This window comes from Ralstonia sp. SA306, from assembly GCF_054792405.1.
The window spans coordinates 703,130-719,864 of the sequence record NZ_CP096451.1; the positions used below are offsets into that span (position 1 = coordinate 703,130).

The window sequence follows — 16,735 nt, forward strand, 5'->3', positions numbered from 1 at the left end:
CGGGCCGGCCTGCTGGCGTGACCAAATGGGGACAGTTTTCGCACCGCGAAGCCTGCCCCCATTTGTTCATCCAAGGTATCTGGACGCTCCATGAGCATCAAATCCGACAAGTGGATCCGCCGCATGGCCGAGCAGCACGGCATGATCGAGCCGTTCGAGCCCGGGCAGGTGCGCGAATCCGAAGGGCGCCGCATTGTTTCCTACGGCACGTCGAGCTACGGCTACGACATCCGTTGCGCCGACGAATTCAAGATCTTCACCAACATCAACAGCACCATCGTCGATCCGAAGAACTTCGACGAGAAGTCGTTTGTCGACTTCAAGGGCGATGTGTGCATCATCCCGCCGAACTCGTTCGCGCTGGCCCGCACGATGGAGTATTTCCGCATCCCGCGCACGGTGCTGACCGTGTGTCTGGGCAAGAGCACGTACGCGCGCTGCGGGATCATCGTGAACGTCACGCCGTTCGAGCCCGAATGGGAAGGCTACGTGACGCTGGAGTTCTCCAACACCACGCCGCTGCCCGCCAAGATCTACGCCGGCGAAGGCTGCGCGCAGGTGCTGTTCTTCGAGAGCGACGAGGAATGCGAAACCTCGTACAAGGATCGTGGTGGCAAGTATCAAGGCCAGCACGGTGTGACGCTGCCCAAGACCTAGTTTTTGTAGTCCGTTTCCGCGCGTTCAGGCGTATCCGGAGCGGTGCCTTTAGCTTCATCCATAAGGAACCACGATGAAATTCCGCTTTCCCGTCATCATCATTGACGAGGACTTCCGCTCCGAGAACATCTCCGGGTCGGGCATTCGCGCGCTGGCCCAGGCCATCGAGCAGGAGGGGATGGAGGTTACTGGCCTCACCAGCTATGGTGACCTGACCTCGTTCGCCCAACAGTCGAGCCGTGCCTCCACCTTCATCGTCTCGATCGACGACGATGAATTCATCAACCCGGACAACGACAAGCCCGAACCGGAAGCGGTAGAAAACCTGCGCGCCTTCGTGGCCGAGGTGCGTCGCCGCAACGCCGACATTCCCATCTTCCTGTACGGCGAAACGCGCACCTCGCGCCATCTGCCGAACGACGTGCTGCGCGAGCTGCACGGCTTCATTCACATGTTCGAGGACACGCCCGAGTTCGTGGCCCGACACATCATTCGTGAAGCGCGCAACTACCTGGATTCACTGCCGCCGCCGTTCTTCAAGGCGCTGATCGACTACGCGCAGGACAGCTCGTATTCGTGGCATTGCCCGGGGCACTCGGGCGGCGTGGCGTTCCTGAAGAGCCCGGTGGGGCAAGTGTTCCACCAGTTCTTCGGCGAGAACATGCTGCGCGCCGACGTCTGCAACGCCGTGGAAGAACTCGGCCAGTTGCTTGACCACACGGGCCCGGTGGCCGCGTCTGAGCGCAACGCCGCGCGCATCTTCGGTTCGGATCACATGTTCTTCGTGACCAACGGCACGTCGACGTCGAACAAGATGGTGTGGCACGCCAACGTGGCGCCCGGCGACATCGTGGTGGTGGACCGCAACTGCCACAAGTCGATCCTGCACGCGATCATGATGACGGGGGCGATCCCCGTGTTCCTGATGCCGACGCGCAACCATTTCGGCATCATCGGCCCGATCCCGAAGAGCGAGTTCGAGCCCGAAACGATTGCCAAGAAGATCGCCGATCACCCGTTCGCCAGCCAGGCCAAGAACAAGAAGCCGCGCATCCTGACCATCACGCAGGGCACATACGACGGCGTGCTGTACAACGCCGAGATGATCAAGAACATGCTGTCGACCGAAATCGACACGCTGCACTTTGATGAAGCGTGGCTGCCGCATGCGTCGTTCCACCCGTTCTACGAGGACATGCACGCCATTGGTCACGGTCGCCCGCGCAGCAAGGACGCGCTGGTGTTTGCCACGCAGAGCACGCACAAGCTGCTGGCCGGCTTGTCGCAGGCCTCGCAGATCCTCGTGCAGGATTCCGAAACGCGCAAGCTCGATACGTACCGCTTCAATGAGGCGTATCTGATGCACACGTCGACGAGCCCGCAATATTCGATCATCGCTTCATGCGACGTGGCCGCGGCGATGATGGAGGCGCCGGGCGGTACTGCGCTGGTGGAGGAGAGCATCGCCGAAGCGCTGGACTTCCGCCGCGCCATGCGCAAGGTGGAACAGGAATACGTCGGCACGAATGGCGGCAGTGGACGTGGCGACGACTGGTGGTTCAAGGTCTGGGGCCCGAACGACCTGTCCGACGAAGGCATCGAAGACCGCGAAGCGTGGATGCTGAAGGCCAACGAGCGTTGGCACGGCTTTGGCAACCTGGCCGAAGACTTCAACCTGCTTGATCCGATCAAGGCCACCATCATCACCCCGGGCCTGGACGTGGACGGCAAGTTCAGCGACTCGGGAATCCCGGCCGCCATCGTGACGCGTTACCTGGCTGAGCACGGCATCATCGTCGAGAAGACCGGTCTCTACTCGTTCTTCATCATGTTCACCATCGGCATCACGAAGGGCCGCTGGAACTCGATGGTGACCGAGCTGCAGCAATTCAAGGACGATTACGACAACAACCAGCCGCTGTGGCGCGTGTTGCCGGAGTTCGTGCGCCAGTTCCCGCAGTACGAGCGCATCGGCCTGCGTGAGCTGTGCGACAGCATCCACAGCGTCTACCAGGCCAACGACGTGGCTCGCGTGACGACGGAGATGTACCTGTCGAACATGGAACCGGCGATGAAGCCGTCGGACGCCTGGGCCAAGATGGCCCACCGTGAAACCGAGCGCGTGGCAATCGACGACCTGGAAGGCCGCATCACCGCCATCCTGCTGACGCCGTATCCCCCGGGTATTCCGCTGCTGATTCCGGGCGAACGCTTCAACAAGACGATCGTGCAGTACCTGCAATTCGCACGCGAGTTCAACAAGCTGTTCCCGGGCTTCGAGACCGACATTCACGGCCTGGTCGAGGAAGAGGTCGACGGCAAGATGGGGTATTTCGTCGACTGCGTGCGCTGAGTTTCAGCCACGCAAAACAAAAACGCCGCGCTGAATCAGCGCGGCGTTTTTGTTTGCAGCGTGCGGCAGATTACTCAGCCAGCGCCGCCCGAGCAAACGCAATGGCTTGCTTCACCTGCTCCGGCGCCGTTCCGCCGATGTGGTTGCGCGAGGCGACCGAGCCTTCCAGCGTCAGCACGGCATGTACATCGTCGCTGATCAGATCGGACTTGTCGCCCAGGCCGCAGATGTCGCGCAGTTGTGCCACGGACAGGTCTGCCAAATCACAGCGCAGGTCGTCGCACGCGCGCACCGCGTGCGCCACGGCTTCGTGTGCATCGCGGAAGGGCAGGCCACGCTTGACGAGGTAGTCGGCCAGATCGGTGGCGGTGGCGTAGCCCTGCAGAGCTGCGGCGCGCATCGCGTCGGCCTTGACGGTGATGCCTGGCACCATGTCGGCAAAGATGCGCAGCGTGTCGACCACGGTATCCACGGTGTCGAACAGCGGTTCCTTGTCTTCCTGGTTGTCCTTGTTGTAGGCCAGCGGTTGGCCCTTCATCAGCGTGAGCAGGCCGATCAGGTGGCCATTGACGCGGCCGGTCTTGCCGCGCGCCAGTTCGGGCACGTCGGGGTTTTTCTTCTGCGGCATGATCGAGCTGCCGGTGCAGAAGCGGTCCGCAATGTCGATAAAGCCCACACGTGGGCTCATCCACAGCACCAGCTCTTCAGAGAAGCGCGAGACGTGCGTCATGACGAGCGCGGCGGCGGCGCAGAATTCGATGGCGAAGTCGCGGTCGGACACGGCGTCCAGCGAGTTGCGGCACACGCCGTCAAAGCCGAGTTGCTGGGCGACGAATTCACGGTCGATCGGGTAGCTCGTACCAGCCAGCGCCGCGGCGCCCAGCGGCAGGCGGTTGACGCGCTTGCGGGCGTCAAGCATGCGCTCGGTGTCACGGGTGAACATCTCGACGTAGGCCAGCAGGTGATGGCCGAACACCACCGGTTGCGCGACCTGCAAGTGCGTGAAGCCCGGGACGATGGTGTTGGTGTGCTGTTCGGCCAAGTCCAGCAGCGCGCTGCGCAGGGCCTTGAGCAGCCCGACGATGTTGTCGATCTCGCTGCGCAGCCACAGGCGGATGTCGGTGGCAACCTGGTCGTTGCGCGAGCGGCCCGTGTGCAGGCGCTTGCCGGCGTCGCCCGCCATGGCGGTCAGACGCGCTTCGATGTTCAGGTGCACGTCTTCCAGGTCCAGCTTCCACTCGAACGTGCCGGCTTCGATCTCCTGGCGGATCTGCGCCATGCCCTTTTCGATGGCGGCGCGATCGGCTTCGGCGATGATGCCCTGCTTGGCGAGCATGGCGGCGTGCGCGAGCGAGCCCTGGATGTCGAACAGTGCGAGGCGCTTGTCGAAGAACACCGACGCGGTATAGCGCTTGACGAGATCGGACACCGGCTCGTTAAAGCGGGCGGACCACGCTTCGGCCTTCTTGGCGAGTTGGGAGGTCATGGGCGGACTGCTGGAGGAGGCGGCTAGCAGGAGGGGCCAGCCGCAAATTCAGGAAACCGCGATTATATCGCCCGCCGGGACTTTCAGCCCCCGCGCCAGAGCCGGCTACAGCGTGCTGTCGATCAGCGCGCCCTTGAAGACCACGGGGCCGGTCGGTCCCTCCGGATTGGGCGAGCCGCCACGCGGTTCCACGCTGATGGCCAGTGCGGGGACCTGCCGCAACGGCTGCGCCACCGTCAGCCGCACGGCGCGCTGGTGCCCGATCACCCCAAGTGACTGAGGATGCCCGCCGGGCGGCAGCGCCCAGAGCTGCAAGGCCTGTTCAGTGTTGAGCGGCGTTGCGTCCAGCCGCTTGAGCGATAGCGTGCCGGTGCGCGCATCCCAGGTGACGAGGACGGCCGCCTGGGCCTTCGCGTCCTGCAGCACGGCCACGGCGTTGGCGACAGGCGCCTCGCGCAATTGCTGCGCCAGCCTCAGGTTCAGCCCGATCGCCACCGCCGCAACCACCGCCGCGACTGCGGTGGCGCCGCGCCAGAAGCCGGTACCTTGCCAGAGCCGCTGCCAGACCGCTTTCCGCGGCGGCGCCGGTTCGCGCCAGCCGAGTTGCACTTCAACCCGGCAGAGAATTTCCGGCAGCGGCGCCGTGGCTGGCTGGAGCGCCGGCAGGTCGGCCAGATAGCGCTGCCAGCGTTCGACCGTGGCACGCACGGCATCGTCGTGGCGAATGATCTGCTCGAATCGGCGGCGTGCGCCGTCGCGCAATGTTCCGACCGCATATTCGGCGGCCAGCTTGTCGACGAGATCGGGGTGGCGGCGCGGGTCCATTACGGTGCTCCGAGGCATTCGCGCAGGCGGTCCAACCCGCGCCGCATCCAGGATTTGACGGTGCCCAGCGGCAGTGACAGCGCTTGTGCCAGCTCGCTGTGCGACAGGTCACGCAGATAGGCGAGCGACACGACTTCGCGCTGCTTTGGGTCCAGGCGCTTGAGGCATTCGGCCAGCGCGCGGGCTTGCTGGCCGGCGAGCGCGAGGTCCGCCGGGCCAGGGGCGTGGTCGGCCAGGACATCGGCGTAGGTGTCATCCAGCGGCACGGATTCCTGCACGCGCTCGGCACGCTGCCGGCGCAGGCAATCGAGTGCACGGTTGCGCACGATCGTGGTCATCCACGTCATGGGGGCGGCCAGATGCGGGCGGTAATCGCCGGCATGGCGCCAGATGTTGACGAAGCTTTCTTGCAAGACGTCCTCGGCCCAGTCCTTCCTGACCAAGATACGCAGCGCGAGCCCAAACAGTTTCGGTGCGCAGCGCGTATATAGCGTGCGCAGGGCGTCGCGGTCACCCAGGCCGATGCGCTGCAGCAACGCCGCCAGCTCTTCCGCGTCGGCGCTTTGGGAGCGAGCTGCCGCGGCCGCCGTCGGCGGATCGGCGTCTTGCGCGGCGTGGTCGTCGGCGGTGCGCTGGAAGGTGAGCACGGGGCAGCTTTTTGTGGACGGTCCTGCCCAGAGTGTAAGTAGAAACCGTGGTTGCCGGGGGAATTCACGTGAAAGGTGCTGAGGTATTTGCATCCAGTTGGGCGCGCGCTTCGTACAAGAGGTCAGGCGCTGGACAAACGCCCGCGATTCCCATCACGCACCGCACGGATCGCGCTTTTCCCCACATATGCAAGGAGACCGACGATGGACACAACCAAAGAGATGGATCAGTTGGAGAGTGACAGCCCGCGCATCGACGCGCGCCGCCGCGTGCTGCTGCGCGCGCCGGGGCTGATGGCGCTGGGTTCGCTGGCGGCGGTGTCGCTGGGCCAGTCGATGCCTGCCTGGGCGCAGACCCAATCAGGCAGCGTGAAAGACGACATCAGCATCCTGAACGTGGCGCTTGGGCTGGAGTACCAAGCCATCGCCGCATATCAGGTGGGCGCAGAAAGCGGCTTGTTGCAAAAGCCCGTGCTGGCGACGGCTGTGAAGTTCCAGGGCCACCACAAGGCACACGCGGCGGTGCTGGCGGGAACGGTGTCCAAACTGGGTGGTACGCCGGTCATGGAGAAGAAGGTGGCGGAATACAACTTCCCGGTCAGCCAGCTCAAGACGCAGGCCGACGTGCTGCGTTTTGCCGCCGGGCTGGAAAAGGGCGCCACTTCGGCCTACCTGGGCGTGATGCCGAATTTCTACACGCGCGACCTGACCAAGGCCGCCGCCAGCATCCTGGGCGACGAGGCAATGCATTGGGCGGTGCTGCTCTCGGTGCTGGGTGAAGACCCGGTGCCGGTGGCGTTCATCAGCTAAAGGGTTTGTTGGGCCGCCACACCGGCTGCTCGTTACGGTGTGGCGGTTTTTTTGTGCGCGTCGAATGCTTCGACGATGCAATCGAGCAAGGCCCGCACGCGCGCGGTCTTGTGCAGATCGGCGTGCGTGACGAGCCAGACGTCCTGCATGCTCCGACGGTTTGGCAGTACGCGCACCAGTTGTGGATACGCTTGCGCGCGGCGGCAAACCAGCTCGGTGATCCCAATGCCTGCGGCCACCGCCTCGAACAGCGCCAGCGCCGAGTTGCTCTGCAAGACGACGCGCCCGCGCGTGATCGGCTCGCCGCAGAGGTCTTCCCACATCCACGGCACTTCGTTGCGCGGGTAAAGCACCAGGTCGTGCCCCGCAAAGGCCGTCCCTTCCTCAGGCTCGCCGCGCGCGGCGACGTAGCTGCGGCTCGCATAGATACCGGTTTCCATTTGGCCGATGCGCCGCGCGATGAGGTCTGGTGAATCCGGGCGCAGCGTGCGCACGGCCACGTCGGCTTCGCGCTTGGTCAGGTTGGCAATGCTCTTGGACGCCATGCAGACGACGTCGATGCCCGGATGCTGCTGCCGCAGCTGCGCGATGGCCGGCAACACAAAGGTGGCTGCCATCGTGTCGGTCGTGGCCACTCGGATCGTGCCGGCGAGTTGGTCGTCGATGCCGGCAACGCGGCGCTCGATGGTGTGTGCCGCCTGCTCCATTGCTTCGGCCGGTCCGATCAGCGCTTCGCCGGCCGGTGTGAGCACCAGCGCGGTCGACGTCCGCAGGAAGAGCTTGGCCGATAGCTCGTCTTCCAGCGCTGCGATGCGGCGGCCCACCGTGGCCTGATCCACGCCCAGGCGCTGGGCCGCACCGCGCAGCGTACAGGTGCGCGCTACCGCCAGGAAAAAGCGTCCGTTGTCCCAGTTCACGTCGGGCTCCGAATATGCGTAGATGAGTGATGCAAATCTGCAGCGTTGCAATGCAAAAACGCTGCTTTTTTGCATGCGCTCTCCAGCCTACACTTGGCTGCATGAAATTGCCAAACGGTTCCGCCATGTCTTCATGCCACGCCAACACCATGTGCGTCACTCCCTCGGCTGACTTGCAACCCGATCTCAGCCGCTGGCGCCGCAACGCAACGCTGGGCATTCTCACGTCGGGTGTGTTCATGGCGGTGCTCGATACGACCGTGGTCAACGTGGCGCTCATCGCCATGCGCGACAGCTTGCACAGCAGCGTCGCAGAACTTGCCTGGATTGTTGACGCCTACACGCTCGCCTTTGCCGCCTTCATCCTCACGGGCGGTTTGCTGAGCGACCGCATTGGCGCGCGCACCGTGTTCATGGCGGGGATGGCGGTGTTCATCGTGGCCTCGGCCGGCTGCGGGCTGGCACCTTCAGTGGCCACGTTGATTGCCGCCCGCATCCTGCAGGGCGTCGGGGCGGCGATGTTTCTGCCGAGTTCGCTATCGCTCATTCGCAGCACGTTTGAAGACCCGCGCGAGCGCGCCTGGGCCATTGGCTTGTGGGGCGCCATCGTCGCGACCGCCGCGGCCGTGGGCCCGGCGCTGGGCGGCGTGCTGGTCGACACATATGGCTGGCGCAGTGCCTTCCTGATCAACGTGCCACTCGGTGTGGTCGGCATGCTGGGCACGTGGGTCATCGTGCGTCACGTGCAGCCTGCGCGCGCCAAGCCGTTCGACTGGGCGGGGCAGGTGACGAGCGCGGTGATGCTCGCAGCGCTGTGTTTTGCCGCGATTGAATGGCCGGTGCGCGGCGCGCAATCGCCGTGGGTGTGGGGTACCGCGCTGTTGACGGTGGTGGCCGGGGTGCTGTTCGTCTTGGTCGAACGCCGGGCGCGTGCGCCGCTGGTGCCGCTGGCCTGGCTGGGGCATCGCACGCTGGGCGCGGTCAACGGCGTGGGGTTTCTGCTGAATTTCGGCTATTACGGCGCGTTGTTCGTGCTGAGCCTGCATTTGCAGAATGTCGAACACCTGAGCGCACGCCAGACCGGCCTGGTCATGCTGCCAATGGCGGTGAGCCTGTCGGCGGGCAACATCTTCGCGGGCAAGCTGATGGCGCGTTTTTCTACGCCGACGATGATGCTGAGTGGCCTCGTGATCGGCGCAGCGGGTTTGCTGGCAACGTCGGCTGCACTGACCGGCCAAGTGCACATCTGGGTGGTGAGTGCAACGATGATGGCTTACGGCGGCGGCACCGCACTGGCGATTGCGCCCATGACGTCGACCATCCTGTCTGCGGCGCCGGGCGAGTTGGCCGGCACGGCGTCGGGGTTGCTCAACGCCGCGCGGCAGACCGGGAGTTTGCTGGGCGTGGCAGCGGCGGGCGCGGTCGTCACGGTGGTGCCCGGTCTGGCGCATGCCTCGCCGCTGGTGTTCGGCCTGATGACGCTGTCGTACGCCGGCGCGATGGCGATGGCGTGGATCAGCCGTCGCCCGGCCGCCACCGCGCTGGCTGCCTGATCAGCCGCTATTGCGAAGCCCCGCGGCAATCCCGTTGATCGACAGATGGATGCCGCGCCGCACACGCGCATCGTCGCTGCCGGCCTTGCCCGAGCGGAAGCGCTTGAGCAGTTCGACCTGCAGGTGATTCAGCGGGTCGAGGTACGGGAAGCGGTTCTTGATGGAACGCGCCAGCAGCGGGTTGTCGGCCAGACGCTCCGACTGCCCCGTGATGGCTGCCAGCATCTGCTCGGTCAACGTGAACTCCGCCGAGATGCGCGAGAACACCGCGTTACGCAGCTTGCGGTCATCACACAACTGCGCGTAGCGTGACGCCACGTTCAGATCGGCCTTGGACAGCACCATGTCCATGTTCGAGAGCAGGTTCGCAAAGAACGGCCACTGCTTGTGCATGCGCTTGAGCGTGGCCAGGCGCGCGGCGCGGGCCTTGGCGTTGCCAGCGTCATCGAGCCAGCGCTGCACCGCGCTGCCAAAGCCGAACCAGCCCGGCAGCAGCAGACGGCATTGGCCCCACGAGAAGCCCCACGGAATCGCGCGCAGGTCTTCAATGCGGCGGTGTTTCTTGTCCATCAGCTTGCGCGAGGCCGGGCGTGAACCGAGGTTCAGGTCAGCAATCTCGGTGATCGGCGTGGTGGCGAAGAAGTAGTCCTTGAAGCCCGGGGTTTCGTATACGAGGTTGCGGTACGCGGCAAAGGCGTTGTCCGACAGCGCCTGCATGGCGGCTTCGAAATCTTCCAGGCCCTTCGGCCGGTTGCGCGTGGGCAGCAGTGTCGCTTCCAGCGTGGCCGCGACGATGGTTTCCAGGTTGCGCCGACCGATCTCAGGATTGGCGAACTTGCTGGAGATGATTTCGCCCTGCTCGGTCAGGCGGATCTGCCCATTCACCGTGCCCGGCGGCTGCGACAGGATGGCCTGGTAGGTCGGGCCGCCGCCTCGGCCGACCGTGCCGCCGCGGCCATGGAACAAGCGCAGGCGCACGCCCTTGCGCTCGAACAGATCCACCAGCGCCAGCTCGGCCTTGTACAGCTCCCAGTTGGAGGTGAGGAAACCGCCGTCCTTGTTCGAATCCGAATAGCCGAGCATCACTTCCTGCTCGTTGCCCTGCGCCGCCAGCACGGCATCGAAGCCGGGCAGGGCAAGCAGGTCGGCCATGATTTCCGGCGCGTTGCGCAAGTCTTCGATGGTTTCGAACAGCGGGATCACCATTACATCCAGCGCGGCGCTGCCGCTGCCATTGGCGCCCGTGCGGAACATGCCGGCTTCCTTCTGCAGGAGCATCACTTCCAGCAGATCGGACAGCGTCTCGGTGTGCGAAATGATGTAGTTGCGCACGATGCGATTGCCGTAGCGGGCACGCACTTCCCGGGCGGCGCGGAAGATGTCGATCTCCGACGTGGTCTGCTCGCTGTATGCGTGGAACGGCAACGTCAGCACGCGCGGCTGTTGCAGCTCACGCAGCAGCAGCGTGCGTTTGTCGGCCTCGGACAGCGCCGCATAGGCGCCTTCCACACCCGCAACCTTCAGCAGCTCGGCGACGGTCGCTTCGTGCACGTCCGACACCTGCCGCAGGTCGATTGACGACAGGTGGAAGCCGAACACATCAATCGCGCGCGCCAGCGATGCCAGCCGTGCGTCGGCCAGCACCTCGCCGTGGTGCGCCGCCAAGGAATCGATGACGATCTGGATGTCGGCACGCAGTTCTTCTGCGTTGCCGTAAGCCGGAGCGGGGCCGACGGCGTGGCGGCCAGCGTCTTCGCCCGTCAGTTCGTGGCACGTGGCCGCCAGGCGCGCATAGACGCCAATCAGCGCACGGCGGTACGGCTCGTCCACGCGGTGTTCGGAATGGTCGGGTGAGCGCTCGGCCAACGCTTGCAGCTCTGCGCTGACATCCACCAGCGACGTCGACATCGACAGCTCCGCACCCAGCGCGTGGATCTCTTCCAGGTACCACGCAAGGATCACGCTCGCCTGCTTGCGTGCGGCGTCGCGCAACGTCGTCGCGGTGACGAACGGGTTGCCGTCGCGGTCGCCGCCGATCCACGAGCCCATCTGGAAGAAGGGCGGCAGCGGTGCCGGTTCGCCCCGCGCGCCGCGACGCGGGAACGCGGTCGCAATGTCTTCTTCCAGTTCGCGGTACAGCGCGGGAATTTCGCGCAGGAAAGTGGTTTTGTAATACGACAGCGCGTTCTCGATCTCGTCGGCGACCATCAGGCGCGTGGTGCGCAGCATGCGCGTTTGCCACAGCTTGGTGACATGGGCACGCAGCAGCGCGGTGTTGCGTTCGCGCTCGCGCGTGGTGAGCGGTGCGTCGCGCTCGGCCAGCAGGCGGGCGATTTCGCGTTGTGCATCGAGCGTGCTCTTACGCTGCACCTCGGTCGGGTGGGCGGTCAGCACCGGCACGATCAGCGCGGTTTCGAAGAATCGGCGCAGCACGTCGCCCGACAGGCCTTCATCGGCGGCCGACAGCAGCGCGCGCATCAGGCTGCCCGGCTGCGGCGGCGATCCAGCCAGCGCATGCACGCGGCGGCGGCGATTGTGGTGCTGGTCTTCAGCGATGTTCGCCAGGTGCGAGAAATAGCTGAAGGCGCGCACCACCGACGTGGTTTGGTCGCGCGAGAGCGTCTTCAGCAGCCGGTCGAGATCCTGCTCGGCCTGACGGTCGCCGTCGCGGCGGAAGCGCACGGCAGTCTGGCGGATGGTCTCGACCGTTTCGAAGACGGTGCCGCCTTCCTGGTCACGCAGCACGTCGCCCAGCAGGCGCCCGAGAAAGCGGATGTCTTCCTTCAGCGGCTGATCCTTGGCCGCGGCGCTGCCCGACGAGCGTCGGGAAGTGGGACCGAGTGATGCGCCGTTGGCTTCGTCCGCACCATTGGCCTTGGTCACCGGTTTGGAGGCGGGCTTGGCAGCCTTGATGGCCTTCGGGGCCTTGCTGGTCTTGGCGGGGGCGGCGGAAGGCTTGCGGGCTGTGGTCGCGCGCGAGGAAGCGCGGCGCGCGGCGGGCTGCGTCATGGTGTCTCCTAGGTTGGGTAGGTAAGGTGCCTGAACGGCCCTCTTTTCTGCATCACTTCAACGTGATAGCCGGACTGTCGCGAAAAAGCTGCGTGCTACCATTGCCGCATGTCTTCCAACGCCCGCCCGACTTCCCGTCAATCCCAGCTTGCAACGACTCCTGCAGCCCAGGCGCCGACCAAGCTGGTCATTGCCTCGCGCGAAAGCCGGCTTGCCCTTTGGCAAGCCGAACACGTGCGTGCTGCATTGCAAAAATACTATCCCGCGTGCGACGTGTCCATCCTTGGAATGACCACGCGCGGCGACCAGATTCTCGACCGCTCCCTCGCGAAGGTGGGGGGCAAAGGTTTGTTCGTGAAGGAACTGGAAGTCGCGCTGGCCGAGGGACGTGCCGATCTCGCCGTGCATTCGCTCAAGGATGTGCCGATGGAATTGCCCGAAGGCTTTGCGCTTTCGGCCGTCCTCGAACGCGAAGATCCGCGCGACGCCTTTGTTTCCAACGACTACGCCGATTTGGCCTCGCTGCCGGCCGGCGCCGTCGTGGGCACGTCCAGCCTGCGCCGTGAAGCTTCACTGCGGGCGCGCTTCCCGCATCTGGTCATCCAGCCGCTGCGGGGCAACCTCGATACTCGCCTCGGCAAGCTCGATCGTGGCGACTACGCCGCCATCATCCTGGCTGCTGCCGGGCTTAAACGCCTTGGCCTGGCTGATCGTATCCGCTCGACCATCGCGCCGGAAGAATCGCTGCCGGCAGCAGGGCAGGGTGCACTCGGCATCGAGATTCGCGCCGATCGTGCAGACGTACGAGCGTGTCTCGCGCCGCTGCACGATGACCCCACCGCGCTGGCCGTGACGGCTGAACGCGCCGTTTCGCGCATCCTCGGCGGTTCCTGCCAGGTGCCACTGGCTTCGTTTGCGCAGTGGTCGGATACCGGCACGCTGCGCCTGCGCGCCTTTGTCGCTTCGCAGGACGGCACCCGCAAACTTGCCGCGGACGGCGAGGCCACGCCATCCACGCAGGCCGAAGCGGACGCGCTGGGCGTGCGCGTCGCCCAGCAGATGCTGGCCGGCGGCGCACGCGACATCCTTGCCATGCTGGGCGCCGACGCCCCACCCGCTACCTAACTCCCACGGCTCGCCATGGACGACCACTTGCCACTGCGCTTGTCACCATCGTCGCCCGCATCCAGCACGCCGCCTGTTCAATCGGCAACCCCGCCCGTGGTGGTGGTCACGCGTCCGCGCGCGCAGGCGCCCATGCTGGTGGCGGCGCTTGAGCGCCACGGCCTGCGTACGCACCAGTTTCCACTGCTCGACATTGCGCCGACGCCCAATCTCGACGACTTGCGTGCCGCGCTGCGCGATCCTTCACGCTACGCACTGGTCGTGTTCGTCAGCCCCAACGCCGTGCAACAGGCATTTGCCGCCATGTCGGAAGGTTTCCGCTGGCCGCAGGAGGTGCCGGTAGCGGTGGTGGGCCCCGCGAGCGCACAGGCACTTGCCACGCACGGCGTTGCTCCGCCGGCGCACCGTGTGATCAAACCCGACACGCATGCCGACGACGCACGCCAGGATTCCGAAGCGCTGTACGCGCGGCTGGATGTGCCCGCGTTGAGCGGCCGGGAGGTGCTGATCGTGCGGGGCAACGGTGGCCGCGAATGGTTGGCCGATCAACTGCGCGAAGCCGGCGCATCGGTCCGCACGGTGGAAGCCTATCGCCGCAGCGTGCCGGTGCCCGATGCCGCTGCGTGGCTCGCGTTACGTGCCGTGCTTTCGGCCCGCCATGCCTGGACGCTCACCAGCTCCGAGGCCGTCCGTAATCTCGATGAACTGGCCCGCGCCAATCTGTCGCCCGCCGATCTGGATACGCTGCACGGCGCGCCATGCTTTGCTTCGCACGCCCGCATCGTCGAACAAGCCAAATCGCTGGGCTTTCGCGACGTGACGCTCACCGGCGCCGGCGACGACCGGCTCCTCGCCAGCGTGCTCGCGTGGGCCGGGCCGGTATCGGCAGCCGAGCATGCCCCGGCAGCGGTGTCGGCTGAATCAAACCCGTCTACTTCTTCTTCCACTGTGACGCAGACTCCCGTTCCCTCGGCGGCTCCCGCTTCTGCCCCTGCTTCGACACCAGCGCCCGCATCCGCGGCAGCCAAGCCGAGCCCGGCCCCAGCGCCTGCTGCTCCGCCGGCTGCGTTTGCGCCCACCATGACGGTCAACCATGCGCCGCGCCGTGGCGGTTGGCTGATCTGGGTGGTGCTGGTTGCGGTTGTGGCAGCGGTGGCCGCGCTGCAGGTGCGCAACGAGCGCCTGGCGCGCGAGATCCGTCAGCACGCCCAGACGAACGAAGCGCTGGCGCAGGAGATGCGCGTGCTGTCGCGCGCGGATCAGGATTCGGTTTCCCAGCTGCAACAGAAATTCGGTGCGCTGGATGCCCGCACCGCTGAAACGCGCGATCGCCAAGCCGCGCTGGAGCAGGCCAACCAAGACCTTCTGCGCAATCGCGATGACTGGCAGCGCGCCGAGATCCAGCGTTCGCTGGAAGTCACCGCCGAGCAACTGCAACTGACGGGCAATGTCGCCGGCGCGCTGGCTGCGCTGCAAACGGTCGACGCGCGCCTGGCCACGCTCGACAAGCCGCAGTTCAACGCCGTGCGCCGGGCGGTATCGCGCGACATGGCCAAGCTCAAGGCGATGCCGTCGTTTGATCTGGCGGGTGCGGCGCTGCGGTTGGATGACGCCATCAACGCTGTAGACACGCTGCCGCTCATCTCGTCGGCCCAGCCGCTGGAGGCGGAACAGGCTGCGCAGGCGCCGCATGCGGCCGCGAAACCCACGAAGAATGCCAAGGCGCATGCTGCGGCCGCGTCGGCGCCGGTTGCATCGACGCCGTCAAACGCCGGATGGTCGGCTGGCGTGCGTGCCTGGTGGGGCCGCCTGTGGAGCGACGTGCGCGACGAACTCGGCCAGATCGTACAGGTGCGCCGCGTCGACCAGACCGAGGCATTGCTGCTGTCTTCGGACCAAGCGTGGTTCTTGCGCGAAAACCTCAAGCTGCGCCTGATGAATGCACGCCTGGCATTGCTCTCGCGCAATGACGCCGTGTTCCGCGCCGACCTGGGGCGTGCCGATACGCTGCTCGCGCGCTACTTTGATACGCAGTCTTCGCGCGTGACCACGGTGCAGAATCAACTGTCGCAGGTGCGCGCGACGGCGGGCACGCTGCAGGTGCCGACGCTGGCTGACAGCCTTGCCGCCGTGCGCGGTTCGGGCAAGGAGTGAGCATGCGCTGGGTATTCTGGGTCGCGCTCCTGTTTGCTGCCGCCGTTGGGCTGGCGCTGTTTACTGAACTCAACCTGAGCAACGTCGTGCTGTTCTACCCGCCGTACCGGGTCGAGATGTCGCTCAATTTCGTGCTGGCGGCACTCCTGGCGACGTTCGTGGTGCTGCATCTTGTGATGCGCCTTTTCCACCATGTGGCCGGCATGCCGGCGCGTGCTGCAGCGTATCGCGAGCGCAACCGCATCCTGAAGGCGTCTGCCGCGCTGCGCGAAGCGATGGAAAGCCTGTTTGCCGGGCGCTTTGGCCATGCGGAGCGCCAGGCGCGCGAAGCACAGGCTTGGGAGCCGCAGCGCGAAACGGCCGCGCTGATCGGTGCCCGTGCCGCACACCGCATGCAGGAGACCGAGCGCCGCGACGCCTGGATGGCCGAAGTGTCTTCGCCCGATCGTGAGCAGGCGAAGCTTGTGTCGATGGCCGAATTGCTGGTCGACGCACGCGATGCGGAAGGTGCGCTAGAGAAGATCGCGCAACTGCAATCGCAGGGCTCGCGGCAGATTCAGGCGCAACGCATTGCCCTGCGTGCGCATCAGCATCTGAAGAACTGGAGCGAGGTGCTGCGCCTCACGCGTGCCCTGGAAAAGCGCAACGCCATCCATTCCGTGCTGGCCGCACGACTCAAGCAGATGGCGTGTGAAACGCTGCTGGCTGAGCGCCGCCACGATGCCGATGCGCTGAACAGCTTCTGGCGCGAGCTGACCACGGAGGAGCGCCGCTCGCCTCGCATTGCCTCACAGGCGGCGCTGTACTTTGCGCAGCTTGGCCGCACCGATGATGCCAAGCGCATCGTAGAAGATGGCCTGAAGACGCATTGGGATAGCCGCCTGATCCGTCGCTACGCCGATTGCGCAGTGCCGGGCAAGGCCCTGCTGTTGATCCAGCAGGCCGAGAAATGGCTCGCCCAGCATCCGGTGGATGCCGACCTGTTCTACACGCTCGGCATGCTGTGCTTCAAGGAGCAGCTCTGGGGCAAGGCGCAGTCGAACCTGGAGTCGGCATTGAAGTACGCCGATGCCGATCACTCTGGCAACCTGCGCGCCCATGCGCATCTGGCGCTTGCACAGATGTTCGAACAGACGGAGCGCATGGAAGATGCCCAGCGCCACTATCGCCAAAGCGCATTGCTTGCCGTGAAATGAGAA

Annotated in this window: 12 protein-coding genes; 7 read left to right on the plus strand and 5 right to left on the minus strand. The window is 65.5% G+C overall.

The window, feature by feature from the left end; all coding sequences use genetic code 11:
• Window positions 1-90 precede the first annotated feature (90 nt).
• Both dcd and M1D44_RS03405 read left to right on the plus strand, forming a co-directional pair.
• Window positions 91-657, plus strand: coding sequence for a dCTP deaminase (dcd, locus tag M1D44_RS03400; protein ID WP_012762552.1), 567 nt, complete (start codon window positions 91-93; stop codon window positions 655-657).
• A 73-nt stretch (window positions 658-730) separates the two neighbouring features.
• Complete coding sequence (locus tag M1D44_RS03405; protein WP_024975056.1) at window positions 731-3,010, plus strand: arginine/lysine/ornithine decarboxylase; 2,280 nt, start codon at window positions 731-733, stop codon at window positions 3,008-3,010.
• A 70-nt stretch (window positions 3,011-3,080) separates the two neighbouring features.
• Here the strand turns inward: M1D44_RS03405 and argH are convergent, their stop codons facing one another.
• From argH to M1D44_RS03420, 3 genes are all read right to left on the minus strand, one after another.
• Complete coding sequence (gene argH, locus M1D44_RS03410; protein WP_232040723.1) at window positions 3,081-4,496, minus strand: argininosuccinate lyase; 1,416 nt, start codon at window positions 4,494-4,496, stop codon at window positions 3,081-3,083.
• 105 nt (window positions 4,497-4,601) lie between these two features.
• Window positions 4,602-5,321 carry an anti-sigma factor gene (locus tag M1D44_RS03415; RefSeq protein ID WP_024975058.1) on the minus strand — a complete coding sequence of 240 codons (720 nt, stop codon included), beginning with the start codon at window positions 5,319-5,321 and terminating at the stop codon, window positions 4,602-4,604.
• Window positions 5,321-5,968 (minus strand): RNA polymerase sigma factor, encoded by a 648-nt coding sequence (locus tag M1D44_RS03420; RefSeq protein ID WP_024975059.1) that lies wholly within the window; start codon window positions 5,966-5,968, stop codon window positions 5,321-5,323. The genes M1D44_RS03415 and M1D44_RS03420 overlap by 1 nt, the downstream gene beginning before the upstream one ends.
• Window positions 5,969-6,172: 204 nt before the next feature.
• Between M1D44_RS03420 and M1D44_RS03425 the strand changes: the two genes are divergently transcribed.
• Window positions 6,173-6,778 carry a ferritin-like domain-containing protein gene (locus tag M1D44_RS03425; RefSeq protein WP_316853128.1) on the plus strand — a complete coding sequence of 202 codons (606 nt, stop codon included), beginning with the start codon at window positions 6,173-6,175 and terminating at the stop codon, window positions 6,776-6,778.
• A gap of 32 nt (window positions 6,779-6,810) precedes the next feature.
• Here M1D44_RS03425 and M1D44_RS03430 read toward each other — a convergent pair whose 3' ends face one another.
• Complete coding sequence (locus M1D44_RS03430) at window positions 6,811-7,695, minus strand: LysR family transcriptional regulator (RefSeq protein WP_024975061.1); 885 nt, start codon at window positions 7,693-7,695, stop codon at window positions 6,811-6,813.
• 125 nt (window positions 7,696-7,820) lie between these two features.
• On the opposite strand from M1D44_RS03430, the gene M1D44_RS03435 reads away from it, so the two are divergent.
• Window positions 7,821-9,248 (plus strand): MFS transporter, encoded by a 1,428-nt coding sequence (locus M1D44_RS03435; protein WP_428984649.1) that lies wholly within the window; start codon window positions 7,821-7,823, stop codon window positions 9,246-9,248.
• On the opposite strand, the gene ppc is transcribed toward M1D44_RS03435, so the two are convergent.
• Entirely contained in the window at window positions 9,249-12,257 is a 3,009-nt protein-coding gene (gene ppc, locus M1D44_RS03440; protein ID WP_024975063.1) for a phosphoenolpyruvate carboxylase, read from the minus strand.
• 108 nt (window positions 12,258-12,365) lie between these two features.
• Between ppc and hemC the strand changes: the two genes are divergently transcribed.
• Genes hemC through M1D44_RS03455 form a run of 3 tightly spaced genes read left to right on the plus strand, consistent with a single transcriptional unit; the run spans window position 12,366 to window position 16,732 of the window.
• Window positions 12,366-13,382 carry a hydroxymethylbilane synthase gene (gene hemC, locus M1D44_RS03445; protein WP_112183973.1) on the plus strand — a complete coding sequence of 339 codons (1,017 nt, stop codon included), beginning with the start codon at window positions 12,366-12,368 and terminating at the stop codon, window positions 13,380-13,382.
• Between the two features lie 15 nt (window positions 13,383-13,397).
• Window positions 13,398-15,536, plus strand: a complete 2,139-nt coding sequence (gene hemDX, locus M1D44_RS03450) for a fused uroporphyrinogen-III synthase HemD/membrane protein HemX (protein ID WP_316853129.1) — start codon at window positions 13,398-13,400, stop codon at window positions 15,534-15,536.
• Between the two features lie 2 nt (window positions 15,537-15,538).
• Window positions 15,539-16,732, plus strand: a complete 1,194-nt coding sequence (locus tag M1D44_RS03455; protein WP_024975066.1) for a heme biosynthesis protein HemY — start codon at window positions 15,539-15,541, stop codon at window positions 16,730-16,732.
• Window positions 16,733-16,735: the final 3 nt, after the last annotated feature.